This window comes from Paenibacillus sp. Y280 (assembly GCF_056786335.1).
Genome location: NZ_JBXCIW010000012.1, coordinates 143,823 through 160,253 on the forward strand (window position 1 = coordinate 143,823; position 16,431 = coordinate 160,253).

General features: G+C 48.8%; 16 protein-coding genes and 1 tRNA gene. 2 read left to right on the forward strand and 15 right to left on the reverse strand.

All coding sequences use genetic code 11. The features are described from left to right. Window position 1 precedes the first annotated feature (1 nt). From tpiA to AC1TPC_RS16905, 4 genes are all read right to left on the reverse strand, one after another. On the reverse strand, window positions 2–760 hold the full coding sequence (gene tpiA / locus AC1TPC_RS16890) for a triose-phosphate isomerase (RefSeq protein ID WP_482067983.1): 759 nt from the start codon (window positions 758–760) through the stop codon (window positions 2–4). Window positions 761–798: 38 nt separating this feature from the next. After that, window positions 799–1,983 carry a phosphoglycerate kinase gene (locus AC1TPC_RS16895; RefSeq protein WP_482067984.1) on the reverse strand — a complete coding sequence of 395 codons (1,185 nt, stop codon included), beginning with the start codon at window positions 1,981–1,983 and terminating at the stop codon, window positions 799–801. A gap of 175 nt (window positions 1,984–2,158) precedes the next feature. Beyond that, a complete protein-coding gene (gap, locus tag AC1TPC_RS16900) occupies window positions 2,159–3,163 on the reverse strand; it encodes a type I glyceraldehyde-3-phosphate dehydrogenase (RefSeq protein WP_053373234.1) in 1,005 nt (334 codons plus the stop codon). A 123-nt stretch (window positions 3,164–3,286) separates the two neighbouring features. Further along, complete coding sequence (locus tag AC1TPC_RS16905) at window positions 3,287–4,324, reverse strand: sugar-binding transcriptional regulator (protein ID WP_482067985.1); 1,038 nt, start codon at window positions 4,322–4,324, stop codon at window positions 3,287–3,289. Between the two features lie 241 nt (window positions 4,325–4,565). Between AC1TPC_RS16905 and AC1TPC_RS16910 the strand changes: the two genes are divergently transcribed. After that, window positions 4,566–4,640 (forward strand) — tRNA-Arg (locus AC1TPC_RS16910). A gap of 191 nt (window positions 4,641–4,831) precedes the next feature. Beyond that, window positions 4,832–5,416: an ATP-dependent Clp endopeptidase proteolytic subunit ClpP gene (gene clpP, locus AC1TPC_RS16915; protein ID WP_482068015.1), complete on the forward strand. Its 585-nt coding sequence runs from the start codon at window positions 4,832–4,834 to the stop codon at window positions 5,414–5,416. A 162-nt stretch (window positions 5,417–5,578) separates the two neighbouring features. On the opposite strand, the gene AC1TPC_RS16920 is transcribed toward clpP, so the two are convergent. The 11 genes from AC1TPC_RS16920 to hisF form a co-directional block, all read right to left on the reverse strand. Next, entirely contained in the window at window positions 5,579–5,848 is a 270-nt protein-coding gene (locus AC1TPC_RS16920) for an HPr family phosphocarrier protein (RefSeq protein WP_028609180.1), read from the reverse strand. 194 nt (window positions 5,849–6,042) lie between these two features. Next, entirely contained in the window at window positions 6,043–6,972 is a 930-nt protein-coding gene (whiA, locus tag AC1TPC_RS16925) for a DNA-binding protein WhiA (RefSeq protein WP_482067986.1), read from the reverse strand. A 6-nt stretch (window positions 6,973–6,978) separates the two neighbouring features. After that, window positions 6,979–7,965 (reverse strand): gluconeogenesis factor YvcK family protein, encoded by a 987-nt coding sequence (locus AC1TPC_RS16930; protein ID WP_482067987.1) that lies wholly within the window; start codon window positions 7,963–7,965, stop codon window positions 6,979–6,981. Window positions 7,966–7,977: 12 nt separating this feature from the next. Then, window positions 7,978–8,865: an RNase adapter RapZ gene (gene rapZ / locus AC1TPC_RS16935; RefSeq protein WP_482067988.1), complete on the reverse strand. Its 888-nt coding sequence runs from the start codon at window positions 8,863–8,865 to the stop codon at window positions 7,978–7,980. Window positions 8,866–8,995: 130 nt separating this feature from the next. After that, window positions 8,996–9,946 (reverse strand): ROK family glucokinase, encoded by a 951-nt coding sequence (locus AC1TPC_RS16940; RefSeq protein ID WP_482067989.1) that lies wholly within the window; start codon window positions 9,944–9,946, stop codon window positions 8,996–8,998. Window positions 9,947–10,131: 185 nt separating this feature from the next. Further along, window positions 10,132–11,079, reverse strand: coding sequence for a thioredoxin-disulfide reductase (trxB, locus tag AC1TPC_RS16945; RefSeq protein WP_482067990.1), 948 nt, complete (start codon window positions 11,077–11,079; stop codon window positions 10,132–10,134). Between the two features lie 20 nt (window positions 11,080–11,099). Further along, window positions 11,100–12,851: a tetratricopeptide repeat protein gene (locus AC1TPC_RS16950; RefSeq protein WP_482067991.1), complete on the reverse strand. Its 1,752-nt coding sequence runs from the start codon at window positions 12,849–12,851 to the stop codon at window positions 11,100–11,102. Between the two features lie 163 nt (window positions 12,852–13,014). Then, on the reverse strand, window positions 13,015–13,965 hold the full coding sequence (locus AC1TPC_RS16955) for a ribose-phosphate diphosphokinase (protein WP_482067992.1): 951 nt from the start codon (window positions 13,963–13,965) through the stop codon (window positions 13,015–13,017). 115 nt (window positions 13,966–14,080) lie between these two features. Next, the gene (gene hisJ, locus AC1TPC_RS16960) at window positions 14,081–14,887 is read right to left on the reverse strand and encodes a histidinol-phosphatase HisJ (protein ID WP_169091114.1); all 807 of its coding nucleotides are present in this window, start codon (window positions 14,885–14,887) and stop codon (window positions 14,081–14,083) included. Between the two features lie 46 nt (window positions 14,888–14,933). Further along, window positions 14,934–15,626, reverse strand: coding sequence for a bifunctional phosphoribosyl-AMP cyclohydrolase/phosphoribosyl-ATP diphosphatase HisIE (hisIE, locus tag AC1TPC_RS16965; RefSeq protein WP_482067993.1), 693 nt, complete (start codon window positions 15,624–15,626; stop codon window positions 14,934–14,936). Continuing rightward, on the reverse strand, window positions 15,623–16,381 hold the full coding sequence (gene hisF, locus AC1TPC_RS16970; protein ID WP_482067994.1) for an imidazole glycerol phosphate synthase subunit HisF: 759 nt from the start codon (window positions 16,379–16,381) through the stop codon (window positions 15,623–15,625). The genes hisIE and hisF overlap by 4 nt, the downstream gene beginning before the upstream one ends. Window positions 16,382–16,431: the final 50 nt, after the last annotated feature.

The window sequence follows — 16,431 nt, forward strand, 5'->3', positions numbered from 1 at the left end:
CTTACTTGGCCCCCTCGACCAGTGCGATGTACGATGCTGGCTCTAGGCTAGCGCCTCCGACAAGCGCGCCGTCGATATCCTTTTGACCCAAGTACTCAGCCACATTGTTAGGTTTAACGCTGCCGCCGTATTGAATGCGAACCGCGTCAGCTGTAGCTTGATCATAAAGATCTGCAACCACGCCGCGGATATAACCGATAACGTCCTGTGCATCCTCGGAAGTTGACGATTTGCCTGTTCCGATTGCCCAGATTGGCTCATATGCGATTACAACTTCAGCTGCTTGTGCTGCGGATACGCCTTGGAAAGCCGCTTCCGTTTGCACTTTGCATACGTCCTTCGTTTGTCCTGCTTCGCGCTCTTCAAGCTTCTCGCCTACACAGACGATTGGCAGAAGGCCGTTTTTGAATGAAGCATGGACTTTCTTGTTCACGATCTCATCCGACTCTGCAAAATAAGCGCGACGCTCGGAGTGGCCGATAATCACGTATTTTACGCCAAGATCCTTCAGCATAACGCCGCTGATTTCACCTGTGAATGCGCCGTTGTCCTCGAAGTGAACGTTTTGAGCTCCAATCGCGATCGAAGTTCCTTTTGCAGCTTCAACAAGTGCCGGAAGCGTTGTGTATGGCGCGCAAATAACGCTCTCTACGCCTTCTACCTCAGCCTTGCCTTTTATTTCGGAGAAAAATGTAACAGCCTCGGATACCGTTTTGAACATTTTCCAGTTACCAGCAATAATTGGTGTTCTAGTGCTCATGCGTAATCCTCCTCATTTCATGTATAGGGATAAAGCTATTATTTATCGTTAAGAGCTACAACGCCTGGAAGCACTTTGCCTTCCATAAACTCTAGGGAAGCGCCGCCGCCTGTCGAGATGAAATCCATTTGGTCAGCAAGACCAAACTTCTCAGCTGCCGCAGCAGAATCGCCGCCGCCGATAACCGTATAGCCCGTTGTTTCTGCGCATGCGCGAGCAACCGCTAGAGTACCGTGGGAGAATGGCTCGATTTCAAATACGCCCATAGGTCCGTTCCATACGACCAATTTGGAGTTTTTGATGACATCCGCATAAAGCTCGCGTGTTTTCGGTCCGATGTCGATGCCTTCCCAATCAGCAGGAATGCTGTCAACGTCAACGATTTGCGTGTTAGCTGTTGCGCTGAAATCGTCAGTTACTACGATATCAACCGGAATCAAGAAGTTTTTGCCGAGCTTCTTCGCTTTTTCTATGAACTCAAGCGCCAAATCAAGCTTGCTGTTGTCAACGAGCGATTTGCCGATTTCATGGCCTTGTGCTTTGAAGAATGTATAAGACAAGCCGCCGCCGATGATTACATTGTCTGCAATTTCAAGCATTTTGTCGATAACCGCGATTTTGTCTTTTACTTTGGAACCGCCAACGATAGCCGTGAAAGGACGCTCAGGGTTGTTCAGCGCTTTGCCTAGTACTTCAAGCTCTCTTTCCATAAGCAGACCAGATACAGCCGGAAGAACATGCGCAATGCCCTCCGTTGAAGCGTGAGCGCGGTGAGCAGCGCCAAAAGCGTCGTTTACGAATAGGTCAGCAAGCTTAGCGAATGCTTTTGCCAGTTCCGGATCGTTCTTCTCTTCGCCCTCGTAGAAACGTACGTTTTCAAGCAAAAGAACATCTCCGTTATTGAGTGCAGCAACTTGAGCTTCTACCGCTTCACCGATTGCTTCATTTGCTTTCGTTACTTGCTTGCCAAGCAGCTCAGACAAGCGTACTGCGGAAGCCGTGTGGCGAAGCTCCTCTACTACTTGACCATTCGGACGGCCAAGGTGGCTTGCAAGAATAACTTTAGCGCCTTTTTCGATCAGGTAGTTAATTGTAGGAAGCGTCTCGCGAATCCGTTTGTCATCCGTTATCTTGCCATCCTCTAGCGGCACGTTAAAATCAACGCGAACAAATACCCGTTTACCAGCTAGCTCTGCTACATCACGTACACTTTTCTTGTTCATCAATGAAACCTCCCGAGAATGTGTTTATGGAAAGGTATAAATAGAGGACCACAAAAAAAAGAAGGGCGTTCCTTCAAAGAAGAAACGCCCCCATGATTCACGACTCCTAGAAGCCGCAAATCAAAGACCTTGTGCTCCGCATGGGCGAAAGCCGAGATCCGTCCGCCTTCTTTGCTTACAGACCTTTGCTTGCAATATAAGCAGCAAGATCAACTACGCGGTTCGAGTAGCCCCACTCGTTGTCGTACCAAGAAATAACTTTAACCATGTTGCCTTCAACAACCATAGTCGAAAGACCATCGATTGTGGAAGAAGCAGGATCCGTGTTGTAGTCGCTTGATACAAGCGGCAATTCGTTGTAGTTCATGATGCCTTTAAGAGCGCCTTCTGAAGCTTCTTTGAAAGCAGCGTTAACTTCTTCAACCGTTACGTTAACTTTAAGCTCAGCAACAAGGTCAGTTACGGAAACGTTAGGCGTAGGAACACGCATAGCCATACCGTTCAATTTACCTTTAAGCTCTGGAAGAACTAGCGAAACAGCTTTCGCTGCGCCTGTTGAAGAAGGAATGATGTTTTCTGCAGCTGCACGAGCGCGGCGCAGGTCTTTATGAGGAACGTCTAGAACGGATTGGTCATTTGTGTATGAGTGAATAGTTGTCATCATACCTTTGACGATTCCGAATTTGTCGTTCAATACTTTTGCGAAAGGAGCAAGACAGTTAGTTGTACATGAAGCGTTGGAAACAATGGTGTGTGCCGCAGGGTCGTATTTATCTTCGTTAACGCCGATAACTACTGTAATATCTTCGTTCGTTGCCGGAGCGGAAATGATAACTTTTTTAGCGCCGCCTTGCAAGTGAAGCTCAGCTTTTTCTTTAGCTGTGAAAATACCAGTTGATTCAACTACGATCTCAACGCCAACGGATCCCCAAGGAAGATCTGCAGGGTTGCGCTCTGCGAAAACTTTGATTTCGCGTCCATTAACGATAAGCGCGCCTTCTTTTGCTTCAACAGTACCGTCAAGTTGACCGTGTGTTGTGTCATATTTCAGAAGATGTGCTAGTGTTGCAGTATCCGTAAGATCGTTTACTGCTACGATTTGAACATCAGGATTGTTCAGTGCTGCGCGGAATACGTTACGGCCGATGCGACCAAAACCATTAATACCAACTTTAACCATTTTTGTTTCCTCCTAAGCATTTTTAAAAGATTAATAAATATATTTCAAGATGTTTTGCTGGTTTGCTGGTTTGCGAGTATAGCACCTTGCAAATCATCATGATTCCAATAGCTTCTTTGCTGCTTAATCTTTCTCTTGCTCGGTTAAGGCTACTATTTCCATTGCTGCCGCTTCATCTGTTACGAGTACGTCATTGTGTCCGAAGCGCATAATCGCCGCTATAGCCTCGCCTTTGCTCTTGCCGCCGGCTACGCCAATAACAACCTCAGTGTTCACAATATCCTCAAGCCGTAACCCCACCGTCTGCATTTTGTGCACGACAGCGCCCTTGCGGTCAAAATAGAATCCGAACGACTCTGCAAGCACTTCTTCAGCTTCCATAGCATCGATAATCTCGCGGTCAAGCCGCCTGCGCCTTGCCATGACCATAGCATCTCCGATTCCATGTACAACGATGCGAGCACTGCGGATGACATCCACGATTTCTTTAATGTTAGGCTCCTGCATGATGGACGCGAACGCTTCCTCGCCCAAATGATCAGGTACGTGTAGAAGCCTGTATTGCGCTCCTGTACGTTTAGCCATCATAGAAGCAATCGTATTGGCCTGATAGTCCAAGCTCTCTCCAAGGCCGCCTCTAGCTGGTACAAACCAGTTCGTTTTGAGCTGCGAGGAGCTTACCAATTGATTTGCTACCTGTGCGATCGTCGTTCCGCCTGTTACCGCGACCACGTCATGTGGCTGCATAACCTTGTTAAGCACCTGACTTCCTGCACGGCCAAGCTCTCGCTTCGTCTGAGCAGACGTCTCGGAATCGCCGGCTACAATGACGACCTGCGACAATCCATAATGATTGCGGATCGTTTCCTCGAGCTCGGATAGTCCGAACATCGTCTTGTAGAAAGGCTCAAGCTGTTCTAATAAAAGCTTGCCTGAATCGCTAATTCGCATGCCCCCCGAATGAATCTCGAGCAGTCCCTGCGATTTCAGAAAATCGGTCTCCGCACGAAGCATGCGCTCCGTCATCGATAATGTTGACGCCAATGTGCGACGTCCGATTAAATCCGACAGCATCACCTGATGCAGGATCGAATACCGTTTCTTCATGACGTCGAGCAGATCAGGCACAAGCTGCTGCTGCAGTTCAACGATCTGACGCATCTCTCATCCTTCACTCCATCGGCCTCTAGCGTATTCGGTTCAAATGCATTGGACTCATTATGTCCCGCGGTATCATTTCAAGTCCCACCCTTAGTTTATCGGAAATTGGTGATAGTAGCAATAGCCGATTTCCTATTGAAAACGGTTACCGTCACATTTTTCACAAATTTAATTTTTGAACGCCCCTTGCTTTAACATCTTTAATATCATATAATCATTTTTGCGACTATTTTAACCATATGCGCCCGTGGTCCAATGGATATGACGCAGCCCTCCGAAGGCTGAGATCTAGGTTCGATTCCTTGCGGGCGCGCCATTACAACTAATCAGCCGTTCAGGCTTGCAACACCTATAATGATACAGACTAACCGTTCCTATACGCAGGAACGGTTTTTTTATTGGATGGATAGAATTGTTTGACTATCTTTGACTTTTGACTATTCATCCGTTATTATGAGAATACGATTTAACCATTCATTGTTTTTGAGGAGGGGGCTTACGTTGGATATGAATTTCGTTCCTATGGTTATTGAGCAAAACAATCGAGGTGAGCGTGCGTATGACATTTACTCTCGCCTATTGAAAGACCGCATTATTTTTCTAGGATCAGGTGTAAATGACGTGGTGGCCAACTCCATCATCGCTCAATTGCTTTTCCTGGCAGCAGACGACCCAGAGAAGGACATTTCTCTTTATATTAACAGCCCGGGCGGCTCGATTACGGCAGGCATGGCTATCTACGATACGATGCAGTACATTAAACCGGACGTGTCCACCATTTGCGTCGGCATGGCCGCATCCATGGGTGCTTTCTTGCTTACTGCAGGCGCGATCGGCAAACGTTACGCGCTTCCGAACAGCGAAGTAATGATTCACCAGCCGCTTGGCGGCGCAGAAGGCCAAGCAAGCGATATTGCCATTCGTGCGAAACGCATCATCGGCATGCGCGACAAGCTGAACGGCATATTGGCAGAACGCAGCGGACAGTCGCTGGAGCGTATCGAGAAGGATACGGACCGCGACTACTTCATGAGCGCAACTGAAGCCAAAGAGTACGGCTTGGTCGATAAAGTAATCGAGAAGCTGGCCTAATTGTTAAGTTAGCGGATAAGCAAAAAGAGCAGGTCGGAGGAATCTCCGGACCTGCTCTTTTTGCTGTTTGCATTTCATGTATGACTTTTTTGTACCCTGTATACAAAAAAAAGAGCTGTCGCCGCAAGCTCTGAACGAACCTGCGTGACTTCTCCCTTTTTCTTACTGATTCTCCAACTCTTCTTTGCTTACCAAAGCGACTAAAGCGTTTACAGCCTGTTCTGCGTCCGAACCCTCTGCACTAATGGATACTTCAGTGCCAGAGCTGATTGCTAAGCTCATAATTCCCATTATGGATTTCGCATTCACTTTTTTGTCGTCTTTCTCTACAAATACTTCGGAGGAAAATTTGTTCGCTTCTTGTACGAATAATGCTGCAGGTCTTGCATGAAGTCCCGTCTTAAGACGAACAACAACCGGAAGCCTTGTCATGGAAACCATACCCCCTATATTTTACTCAATCATTAGCATGCGGCAAAAGCGTTAACGGCTCTAATTTGCCGTCTTCTGGCTGCAAAAGCTCGTTTCCGATCAAAGATAAGTATAGCTTGGCTTCCTTATCTTTTTTAAATTAAGTCTTTTGAATTATTATATCATTATACCAGCTCATGCACTAGGATAAAAGCTCAGACCCCACGGATTTTTTCCGCAAGTTCGTCAATTTTGCGTAAACGGTGATTCACGCCTGACTTGCTGACCTTTCCACTAAGCATTTCGCCAACCTCTGTCAGATTCATATCCGGATGCAGCAGCCTGATTTCGGCTACCTCCTTCAACTTATCAGGGAGGCTATCGAGGCCAACCTCACGCTGCAGCAGCTTGATGTTCTCGATCTGACGAACAGCTGCTCCAATCGTTTTGTTCAGATTGGCTGTCTCGCAATTGACGATTCGGTTTACCGAATTTCGCATATCACGCATGATTCGGACATCCTCAAACTTGAATAAGGCTTGATGCGCGCCAATAATATTGAGAAGCTCGATTATTTTCTCGCCCTCTTTGATGTAGAAGATAAAACCCTTTTTACGTTCAATGCATCTAGCGTTTAGATCAAATTTGTTCGCAAGGTCAACGAGCGCCTCGCAATGCTCCTGGTACATCGACGATATCTCCAAATGATAAGAGGAGCCCTCCGGGTTGTTAACGGAACCTCCCGCAAGGAACGCGCCGCGCAAATAGGAACGCTTGCAGCATGGCTTGCGAATGATTTCCTTGTCGATGCCAAGATTGAACATAAAGCCTTCGGATACAATTTTGAGCTCGCTCAATAATTCCTGTACGCCTGCTGGAATACGGACAATATATACATTATTTTTTTTGAGCCTCATCTTCTTGCGGACGAGCAGCTCAACATGCAGCTCATAATGTTTTTTGAGCAGGGAATAAATTCTTCTGGCGATCGCGGCATTTTCCGTTGAGATGTCCAAAACGACTTTGCGGCTAGATACGCTAACCGAACCATTCATCCGTATGAGCGCGGATAGCTCCGCTCTCTCACAACAGCTGTCCGCTTCAATCAATGTCAGCTCTTTCTTTGTTTGTGCCGCAAACGACATTGTGTATCACCTCTTTCGTAACATCCAATTCTCTACCAGCTTATATATATGATGGCTTAAACGTTCAGCATCATGCCTTAAAAAAGTACGGAATAAAACAAGTTTATCCGCAATGACCTCATAACCCTTTTGCGTAACCGCATCTAGATCCAAATAAACGGCTTTCGCGCCCATCTCTGCATACTTGCTTTCGATTTGCGGCGGAATTTCGCCGTCATTCACAATGACATAATCAAATAAATGATGACCGATATGAGCATGAATCGCATCCAAATGATCGCCAACCGAGTAATTATCCGTCTCGCCGGGCTGAGTCATCACATTGCAAACAAATAGCTTAACTGCCTCTGATTCTACAATCGCATTCGCAAGCTTTGGAACGAGCAAATTGGGAATGATACTTGTATACAAGCTGCCAGGCCCGATCAAAATAGCGTCAGCCTGCTCAATCGCCTCAACTGCTTCTTGCAGCGGCTCCACATCGGCAGGCTCCAGAAACACCCGCTTGATTACCTTGCCCGCCTTCGGAATCATCGATTCCCCGGTAACAAAGGAACCATCGGCCATTTCCGCTTTAAGCACAATCGATCGGCCCGCTGCTGGGAGCACTCTTCCTCGAACGGCAAGGACACGGCTTAGCTCGCGAATGCCAGTGACGAAGTCACCTGAAATATCGGTCATCGCTGCAAGCATGAGGTTGCCGAGACTATGTCCCGCAAGCCCTGGCACCGTTTTGAAACGATACTGCAGCACCTCGGTGAGCAAAGGTTCCGCATCAGCCAGTGCCATAAGCACGTTTCGAATATCGCCAGGAGGAGGGATCTGCAGCTCATTGCGCAAAATACCCGAGCTGCCTCCATCGTCGGCTACCGTCACGATAGCCGTAATATCGAGCGGCTTTTCCTTCAGCCCTCGCAGCATGACAGAGAGTCCGGTACCGCCGCCAATTACGACGATCTTCGGACGTCTCAAAATTTTGTGTCTACTCTGCATTCTCTCACCCCGTCAATGCTTGTCACGTTCGGCATCGCGATGGCTGACACGCACACGTTCCGTATCACTGCTGCCGAGCATGCGTCCCAGATATTCAGCAATAGCAACGGAACGATGCTTTCCACCCGTACAGCCAATGCCGATAACAACCTGACTTTTCCCTTCTTTGCGATACAGCGGAATAAGGAACTGCAGCATGTCTAGCAGCTTTGTAAGAAACTGCTGAGTTTCGGGCCATTTCATGACGTAATCGTAAACATCGGGATTTTGACCGGTATTCGGGCGCAGATGCTCGATATAATGCGGATTAGGCAAAAAGCGAACGTCGTAAATGAGGTCAGCATCAATCGGAATGCCGTATTTGAAACCGAAGGAGGTTACGTTTATCGACAGGCTGTTTTGCTCCAAATTCGTGAAGTGAGAAATAATCCGTTCCTTCAAGTGAGCCGGTTTTAAAATACTCGTATCGATAACTTGTGACGCCCAGCCCTTCAAGTCCTCAAGCAGGCGGCGTTCATTGCGAATGCCTTCAAGCGGCATTCCGTCAGGGGCAAGCGGATGGCGACGACGGCTTTCTTTGTAGCGCTGAACAAGCACAGCATCAGTTGCATCCAAAAATAATATTTCGCAGCTAATCGTATAATGCTCTTTGATGTAAGCTAGCGATTCGGACAGCGCCGTAAAAAATTCTCGTCCGCGCAAATCAATTACAAGCGCAACGTTTCCGATTTTACCGTTCGACTGCTCTATCAGCTCTGCGAATTTAGGTATAAGAACAGGCGGCAAATTATCTACGCAGAAGAAACCGAGATCTTCCAGGCTTTGAACAGCAATGGTCTTGCCCGCGCCAGACATCCCGGTTATTATGACAAGCTTCGCTACTGTTGCTGTCGTTTCCATGAATAAACCTCCCAAAAGGTTTGCGAATGCAAACCTACTTCGTAAGGATATGCTTAGACTTTGCGAATGCAAAGTCACTTCGTAAGGATATACTTAGACTTTGCGAATGCAAAGTCACTTCGTAAGGATACTAGCCTCTTAGAATAAGACCTGCTGCACCAACGACACCAGCGTTGTTGCCAAGCGTTGCCGCAACGATTTTCACGTTCTCTTTAGCTTGATCTTGCGTATACTTTTCAAATACTTCGCGAATTTGATCGAACAGGAAATCTCCCGCTTTCGATACGCCGCCGCCAATAATGAAATATTGCGGATTAAGCACGATCGCGATCATCGCCATCGATTTGCCCAAATAATAAGCTGCGCGATTAACGATACGTTTCGCTACTTCGTCTCCAGCTTTTGCTGCATCAAGAACGTCCTTCGCCATAATATCCTCTACCTGCGAGAGCGATGTGCGATCGCCGCGTTCTACAGCATCCTTCGCCATACGGATAATGCCCGTTGCCGAGGAAACGGATTCCAAGCAGCCCATCTTCCCGCAGCCGCATTGAATAGCTTCCAGATCAGGCACAATGGCCATATGACCCAGCTCGCCTGCCATGCCCATGTAACCCTCAACGATTTTACCCTCTATAATAATACCGCCGCCTACGCCTGTTCCGAGCGTGTAGCATACGCAGTGCCCAATGCCTTTACCCGCTCCGCCCCAAGCTTCGCCTAATGCAGCAACATTTGCATCATTATTAACCTTTACTGTCTTGTTCAGCGCTTGCTCCAAGTAAGCCTTCAAATTGACATTTTCAATTTTCAGGTTTGGCGCAAATTTCACAATTCCGTTTGGAATGTCCAGGAAGCCTGCAATACCGACGCCTACCCCGTCAACCTGCTCCCAATCATAATCTGATTCGACTACGATTTGCTGCGTGTATTTTGCAATATTTTGAAGGATAGTGTCCGTTCCTTTACTCGCTTCCGTCGGACCTTCATACGTATGAAGCAATTGTCCATCCGCATTGCAAATGCCAACCTTAATAGCAGTTCCGCCGACATCGACTCCAACGTAAATCTTTTCAGACATCACTAGTCCACCTCATCAATATGTTAATCTTCTCTGTAACACTATAAGCGACCTTCACACTCTGGTCAAGATAGCGCAATGCTTGTAAATCAAGCGCTCTCGGCTATTGAAAAGGCTATACCGTCAAGCGTATCGCTCTGCTGGTATAGCCCCTTCTTTATCCTATGAAGCAGGTCCGCCAATCATTAAAGCGATTTGCTCCAGTCATGCGTAACTGCGCCTTCAAGGAATCTTTCGCAATCCAGAGCAGCCATACAGCCGCTTCCCGCTGCTGTGATCGCTTGACGGTATTTGCTGTCTTGCACATCGCCGCATGCGAATACGCCCGGTATATTCGTTTCGGATGTGCCCGGTTTCACGACAATGTAGCCATGATCGTCTGTATCAATTTGTCCGGCAAGGAACTTCGTATTCGGCGTGTGGCCGATTGCGATGAAAATACCGTCCGTTTCAATAACGTCCTCTTCACCTGTTGCATTGTCACGCACTTTAAGTCCCGTAACGCCCATGCCGCTTGCAACAACCTCAACCGGCGTGCGATTCAGGCTCCAGCTGATTTTCTCGTTCTCGCGAGCGCGGTCCTGCATGATCTTGGATGCGCGAAGCTCATCCCGGCGGTTAACGAGCTCCACGTTCGATGCAAATCGCGTAAGGAAGCTTGCTTCCTCCATCGCAGAGTCGCCGCCGCCAACAACGATGATCTTCTTGCCGCGGAAGAAGAAGCCGTCGCAAGTCGCGCATGTGCTAACACCGCGTCCGACATTTTCTTTCTCGCCTGGGATGCCAAGATATCTAGCCGATGCCCCTGTAGAGATGATAATGCTCTCCCCTACCAGCTCGCCGTGACCTTCCACTTGAAGCTTGAAAGGACGCTCGGACATATCTACGCTGTTCACCCAGCCGGTAATAAACTTAGCGCCGAAGCGCTCCGCTTGCTTGCGCATGTTCTCCATAAGCTCTGGACCCATAATGCCTTCCGGAAAACCAGGAAAGTTCTCGACTTCTGTCGTTGTCGTCAACTGTCCGCCTGGCTCAGGACCTTCAATAATAAGCGGGCTCATGTTGGCGCGAGCCAAGTAAATAGCCGCTGTAAGACCGGCAGGGCCGGTACCGATAATAATGGATTTGTACATAACATTCACCTCGTAAAAGTTTATTCGTCCTGCATTTCCTGTGTAGCGAATACATTGCTAATTGATTTCATCTTCTCTTTGATGCCGCAAACCTCGTCAATCATTTTGACGTTCTTGCTGACTGTAGCAATCGAAGTGCCATAGCGCACCGAAACCTCGTGGTAAGAAATTGCCCGGCGATGCATCTTTGCCGTCAAATATTCCAAAGCAGCAGCCCAGCCCTCCGGCTTGGTCAGCTTCGGAACGTCCGGATACACGCGCGACAGGAACTCTACCCACAACGTCATCAGATCATGCTGCTGAACCAAGTCATATTGCTTGCTCATGCGGCCCAGTGCCGTCTCGACGACAGCTTGCCATTTATCTTCCCATACCGGCAGTCTTGAAGGTACACGATTCGGCTCGATGATCGTTTCTTTCCCTTCGAGCACCACGCGCAAGGGCTCCTGAACGCCCATCGTTCGAAGCACGAAAATGGCTATGCGCTTTAAGTAATCATCCTCATCCCGCTCCAGCAGGAAGGTCTGAAGCACATCCTTCACTTCGCTGTCGGCAATCATGCCGAGCGCTTGAATGACCTGCAGCTTCGTATGCTGGTCGCCATGGCGCAAGGCCCAGAAAAACGACGAGCGTACAAGCGGATCGCGCTTGAGATGATCGGGAATGCCGTCCGAGGACTTCTCCCATAGCTTGAACTGCTCCTCAAAGGGCAGATGGTAGTGATAGCTGATGGACGCCGTATGCTCTCCGCTGCGGACAAGCTCCAGCTGCTCCATATAATAATGTGGAATGCCCGATGTCGGATCGAGCTTGATCGTTTGCTTCCACAGCCGCTCGGCTTCCTGCAATCGCCCGATATTGCAAGCGGCGACAGCCGCATAATGATACAGGCTAGGATCCTGAGTCAGCTCCGAGTCTTTCAGCAGCCTGGTGAAGTGCTTATGAGCAGCTCCGTGCTCTCCTAAGATGCCCATAGTGGTTGCTAGTTTAAACACATGCTCCTGATGAAACGGCACCGTCTTCGTAAGCAGCTCAACAAGCGGCTGCAAGCTTTGCTCATCATTCTTATGCTGATAGAAAATAGCAAGGTTGCAAAGCGCATGCAGATTGCCGGATTCAATCTCCAGCACCTCATGAATCGTATCCATCGCTTTATCGAACATGCCCATATAGTAATAGGCTAACGCCAAATTGTTGCGCGCAGCCAGAAAGTCCGGCTGGCCTTCGATTATTTTTTCCAATATGCGAACAGCCTCGGTGAATTTGCCTTCCTCAAGAAGGGTCCGGGCCAGGTCATGCTCAACCATGCCTTCACGCGATTTAATGTTCGTCAGACGCGTAGGGCGCTCCAGCTCAAAATGCAGCAGATCCATCATATCTTCCGCTTCATCAAGAAATTGCCCTTCAGAATCCTCTTCCAAATATTTAATAAGCGAGCCCTCGGCCGCTTCATATTGCTCCATATTGGCAAAATTGTTCGCCATATAGAAATGGCACTCCGTCATGGTGGGATCAAGCTCATCCACAATCCAGCCTAAAATACGATTCGACTCTTCATAATTGCCAAGCTCAGAAAGAATGCCTGCCATATTGCAATGGTTTACCGGGTTTTCCGGCTCGTATTCTACGGCGCGACGAAAATATTTAAGTGCCTTGTCATAATGGAATCGATCAAGCGACCGAACCGCACGTTCGAAAAAAAACGTAGCGTCCCATTGAACCGGTATGACTTTCGTCTGTTGATCTACGGCAACACGATTCTTCTCTTTCACTGTCAAGGCACCTCCCGTTACTTCCGATTTTCTACGATTATACCATAGCCATACCCAACAAAACACGAAAGAAATGTGGGAAAATCGCGGATGGCAGAAGCGCCACCCGCGATTTTCGCGGCATTACTATTCATTTCGCATGCTAAGCAATCAAGCTGAACGCTTAAACGCCATTGTTTTTGAACAACGTACTGATGGAGCCGCCTTCCAAAATAATGCGAGTCGCCTCTGCAAGAAGCGGCGCAACGGAAAGTACTTTGAATCGTTCCGGCGTCGATTCAGGCAAGCTGATCGAGTCGGTAACAATGACCTCTTTAATATGGGGATGATCCAAACGCTCAATGGCCGAGCCGGAGAATAACGGGTGCGTAGCGCATACGTATACATCCTCTGCACCGCGCTCCTTCAAGCCTTCAACAACGTTGACAATCGTAGATCCCGTGTCGATCAGATCCTCGATTATAATCGGAGTCTGCCCTTCGACATCCCCGATTACGTGTGTAATAACCGATTCATTGTGTGCCGGACGTTTCTTGATCATGATCGCAAACGATGTATCCAAGTAGTTCGCTAGTTTCTCTGCAGTTGAAGCACGGCCTGCATCCGGCGATACGACAACCGGGTTCTTGATGTTTTTGGACTTCAAATAATCGCTGATTAGATCAAGCGCAGTCATATGATCGACTGGAATGTTGAAGAAGCCTTGAATAGCTGGAGCATGTAGGTCGATTGTGATAACGCGGTTCGCTCCAACTGTCGTGAGCACATCCGCCAGCATTTTCGCTGAAATCGGCTCCCGAGGTGCTGCCTTGCGCTCCTGACGCGCATAGCCGTAATACGGCATGATGATGTTGACCGTTCTTGCGGAAGCACGCTTCGCCGCATCAATCATAACAAGCAATTCGACAAAATGCTCGTTGATCGGATGCGAGAATGATTGCACGAGGAAAACGTCGCAATTCCGAATCGTTTCTTCGTAATGCACGTAAATCTCACCGCTTTTGAAACGGGACATTTTAATCGCGCCTAGCGTCAGACCAAGCTCCGCACTAATTTTCTGAGCCAATACCGGATTAGACGAACCCGAAAAAATACGCACCTTGTCGCTTAACATGATACCCTCCTGAGCGTTAAAACCAATTAATTTTACGGAACAAGTACTCGTCCTTGTCGGATCATTCGACAAAGCTTGTTTGATCATCTATATTATACATGGAATTTGCGATATTTCAAAAATCAATCATCACTAATTTTCGACAATTAAATGTCGCTAGCTGCGTATATCCGACTTCTTTGAGCACAGCGTACGCTTGATCCAGATATTGACCCAGCCTTTCGGGCTGATGAGCGTCCGATCCTACCGTCAGCGGAATGCCTAATTCCCGTGCATATTCAAGCATTCTGCGGCTCGGAAACATCTCAGCGGCAGGCGTCCGAAGCCCGGATGCATTAAGCTCGATCGCAAGCCCATTCCGCTTAACCGCCTCCAGTGCAGCATTTTCCAAATGAATGACGTCGCCCTCTGGCTGATAGCCAAAACGCTTGATTACGTCAATATGCCCGATGTAATCATAGAAGCCGCTCGCAGCTGCCTTGCCTACTGCATCGTAGTACTGCTCATACACCGCCATGCGATCACGGCCTTCCCAGCCTCCGGTTTGACGGAAATCGGTAATATCCCATTCGCCTAAAAAATGAACGGAGCCGATCACATAATCCCAAGGGTAAGCATTCACGATCGATCCGATCTGCTCCTCGCAGCCTTCGATATAATCGCCTTCAAGACCAACTCGGATGTCGATTTGGCCTTTATACTTTTCTTTGAGATTTAGGCATTCTTCCACATAACGCGGGAGCTCATCCATCGGCATTGCCATTTCGGGATAGTAAGTTGCTGGATCAACATGGAGCAGCGGCATATGATCGGAGAGGCCGAGCTGCACGAGTCCGATCTCAATCCCCTTCTTTACGTATTCCTCCAGCTCGCCGACGGCATGACCGCAGCGGGCGTGGTGGGTATGATAGTCGATAAACATGTGCATACCGGCCTTTCTATATTGAGTTTCGATGACAAATGTATATTTATCTCATTTTGTTAGTCGTTGGCTTGCCATGGCGGCTGCTGATTTCGCTGATGACATCATCAAAAGGCAGACCGCGCTCGCGGAGCAATACCATCAAGTGGAAAATCAGATCGCCAACCTCGCTGCGAAGCTCGTCGTTATCTTGATTTTTCGCTGCGATAATGACCTCCGACGCTTCCTCGCCAACCTTTTTCAAAATCTTATCTACCCCTTTGTCGAACAGGTAGGTCGTATAAGAGCCCTCAGGGCGCTCTGCGTAACGCTCGGCAATGACGCTCTCCAGCTGGCCCAGCGTAGCGAAGCGGTCACTGGATGCGCCTGCAGCCTCTGAGGATGCTTCTGCATTGCCGCTCACTTCAACCGAATTAAAGAAGCAGCTATAACGTCCTGTGTGGCAAGCAGGTCCCTTCTGTTCTACCTTAACGAGCAGTGTGTCGCCGTCGCAGTCGTAAGCCAACGAGACGATGCGCTGCGTATGGCCGCTTGTCGCGCCTTTGTTCCAAAGCTCGCCCCGCGAACGGCTCCAAAACCACGTTACGCCGGATTCCACGGAAAGCTGCAGCGACTCCTTGTTCATGTAAGCCATCATCAGCACTTCTTTGCTCTGCGCGTCCTGCACAACGGCAGGCACAAGCCCTGCATCATCCCATTTGATTTTTGAGCTAAGCTCGCTCTGGTTGTTTTCCGTCATCGTACCTCTACTCCCTTCAACCGCAAATCATCCTTCACTTCACGGATCGTCATTTCTTTATAGTGAAAAATCGTAGCCGCCAGCGCCGCATCCGCATGAGCCTGCTGGAACACATCGTTGAAGTGCTCGACTCTACCCGCTCCGCCAGAAGCGATAACCGGTATGCCAAGCGAATCCGATACCGCCTGCGTAAGCTTGATATCGAAGCCATCCTTCGTTCCGTCAGCATCCATGCTCGTCAGCAAAATCTCACCTGCGCCCAGACGCTCTACTTCACGCGTCCACTCCAGCGCCTTGATGCCCGTTGTTTTGCGTCCGCCGTGCGTGTATACCTCCCACTCGCCCCACTCCGCATTGAACTTGGCGTCAATTGCCACTACGATGCATTGTGAGCCGAATTTCCGTGAGCCTTCTTTGACGAGGGAAGGGTTCAATACAGCTGCTGTGTTGATGCCGATCTTGTCCGCTCCAGCGCGAAGCAGCCGCTTCATGTCATCGACATGGGAAATGCCGCCGCCCACCGTAAAGGGTATCGTAATTTCTCCAGCCGTCCGCTTAACGACCTCAATCATTGTTGCGCGTCCCTCGACGGAAGCCGAAATGTCCAAAAATACGAGCTCATCGGCGCCCTCTTGGTCATAGGTAGCCGCCAGCTCGACGGGATCGCCCGCATCGCGCAGGTTCACGAAGTTAACGCCCTTCACAACGCGGCCATCCTTCACGTCCAGACACGGAATGATACGTTTCGCCAGCATGTTGCCCTCTCCTTTATGCCCGTTAGTCGGGCCTCATCTATATGTCTGCC

Bases quoted from the DNA above. Each gene is read 5' to 3' on its own strand.
- hisJ (WP_169091114.1), bottom strand. From the start codon at position 14,887: ATGTTTATCGACTATCATACCCACCACGCCCGCTGCGGTCATGCCGTC.
- AC1TPC_RS16920 (WP_028609180.1), bottom strand. From the start codon at position 5,848: ATGACAAGGCTTCCGGTTGTTGTTCGTCTTAAGACGGGACTTCATGCA.
- tpiA (WP_482067983.1), bottom strand. From the start codon at position 760: ATGAGCACTAGAACACCAATTATTGCTGGTAACTGGAAAATGTTCAAA.
- AC1TPC_RS16940 (WP_482067989.1), bottom strand. From the start codon at position 9,946: ATGTCTGAAAAGATTTACGTTGGAGTCGATGTCGGCGGAACTGCTATT.
- AC1TPC_RS16955 (WP_482067992.1), bottom strand. From the start codon at position 13,965: ATGTTAAGCGACAAGGTGCGTATTTTTTCGGGTTCGTCTAATCCGGTA.
- hisF (WP_482067994.1), bottom strand. From the start codon at position 16,381: ATGCTGGCGAAACGTATCATTCCGTGTCTGGACGTGAAGGATGGCCGC.
- gap (WP_053373234.1), bottom strand. From the start codon at position 3,163: ATGGTTAAAGTTGGTATTAATGGTTTTGGTCGCATCGGCCGTAACGTA.
- trxB (WP_482067990.1), bottom strand. From the start codon at position 11,079: ATGTACAAATCCATTATTATCGGTACCGGCCCTGCCGGTCTTACAGCG.
- clpP (WP_482068015.1), top strand. From the start codon at position 4,832: ATGAATTTCGTTCCTATGGTTATTGAGCAAAACAATCGAGGTGAGCGT.
- whiA (WP_482067986.1), bottom strand. From the start codon at position 6,972: ATGTCGTTTGCGGCACAAACAAAGAAAGAGCTGACATTGATTGAAGCG.
- AC1TPC_RS16905 (WP_482067985.1), bottom strand. From the start codon at position 4,324: ATGCGTCAGATCGTTGAACTGCAGCAGCAGCTTGTGCCTGATCTGCTC.
- AC1TPC_RS16895 (WP_482067984.1), bottom strand. From the start codon at position 1,983: ATGAACAAGAAAAGTGTACGTGATGTAGCAGAGCTAGCTGGTAAACGG.
- rapZ (WP_482067988.1), bottom strand. From the start codon at position 8,865: ATGGAAACGACAGCAACAGTAGCGAAGCTTGTCATAATAACCGGGATG.
- hisIE (WP_482067993.1), bottom strand. From the start codon at position 15,626: ATGACGGAAAACAACCAGAGCGAGCTTAGCTCAAAAATCAAATGGGAT.
- AC1TPC_RS16930 (WP_482067987.1), bottom strand. From the start codon at position 7,965: ATGCAGAGTAGACACAAAATTTTGAGACGTCCGAAGATCGTCGTAATT.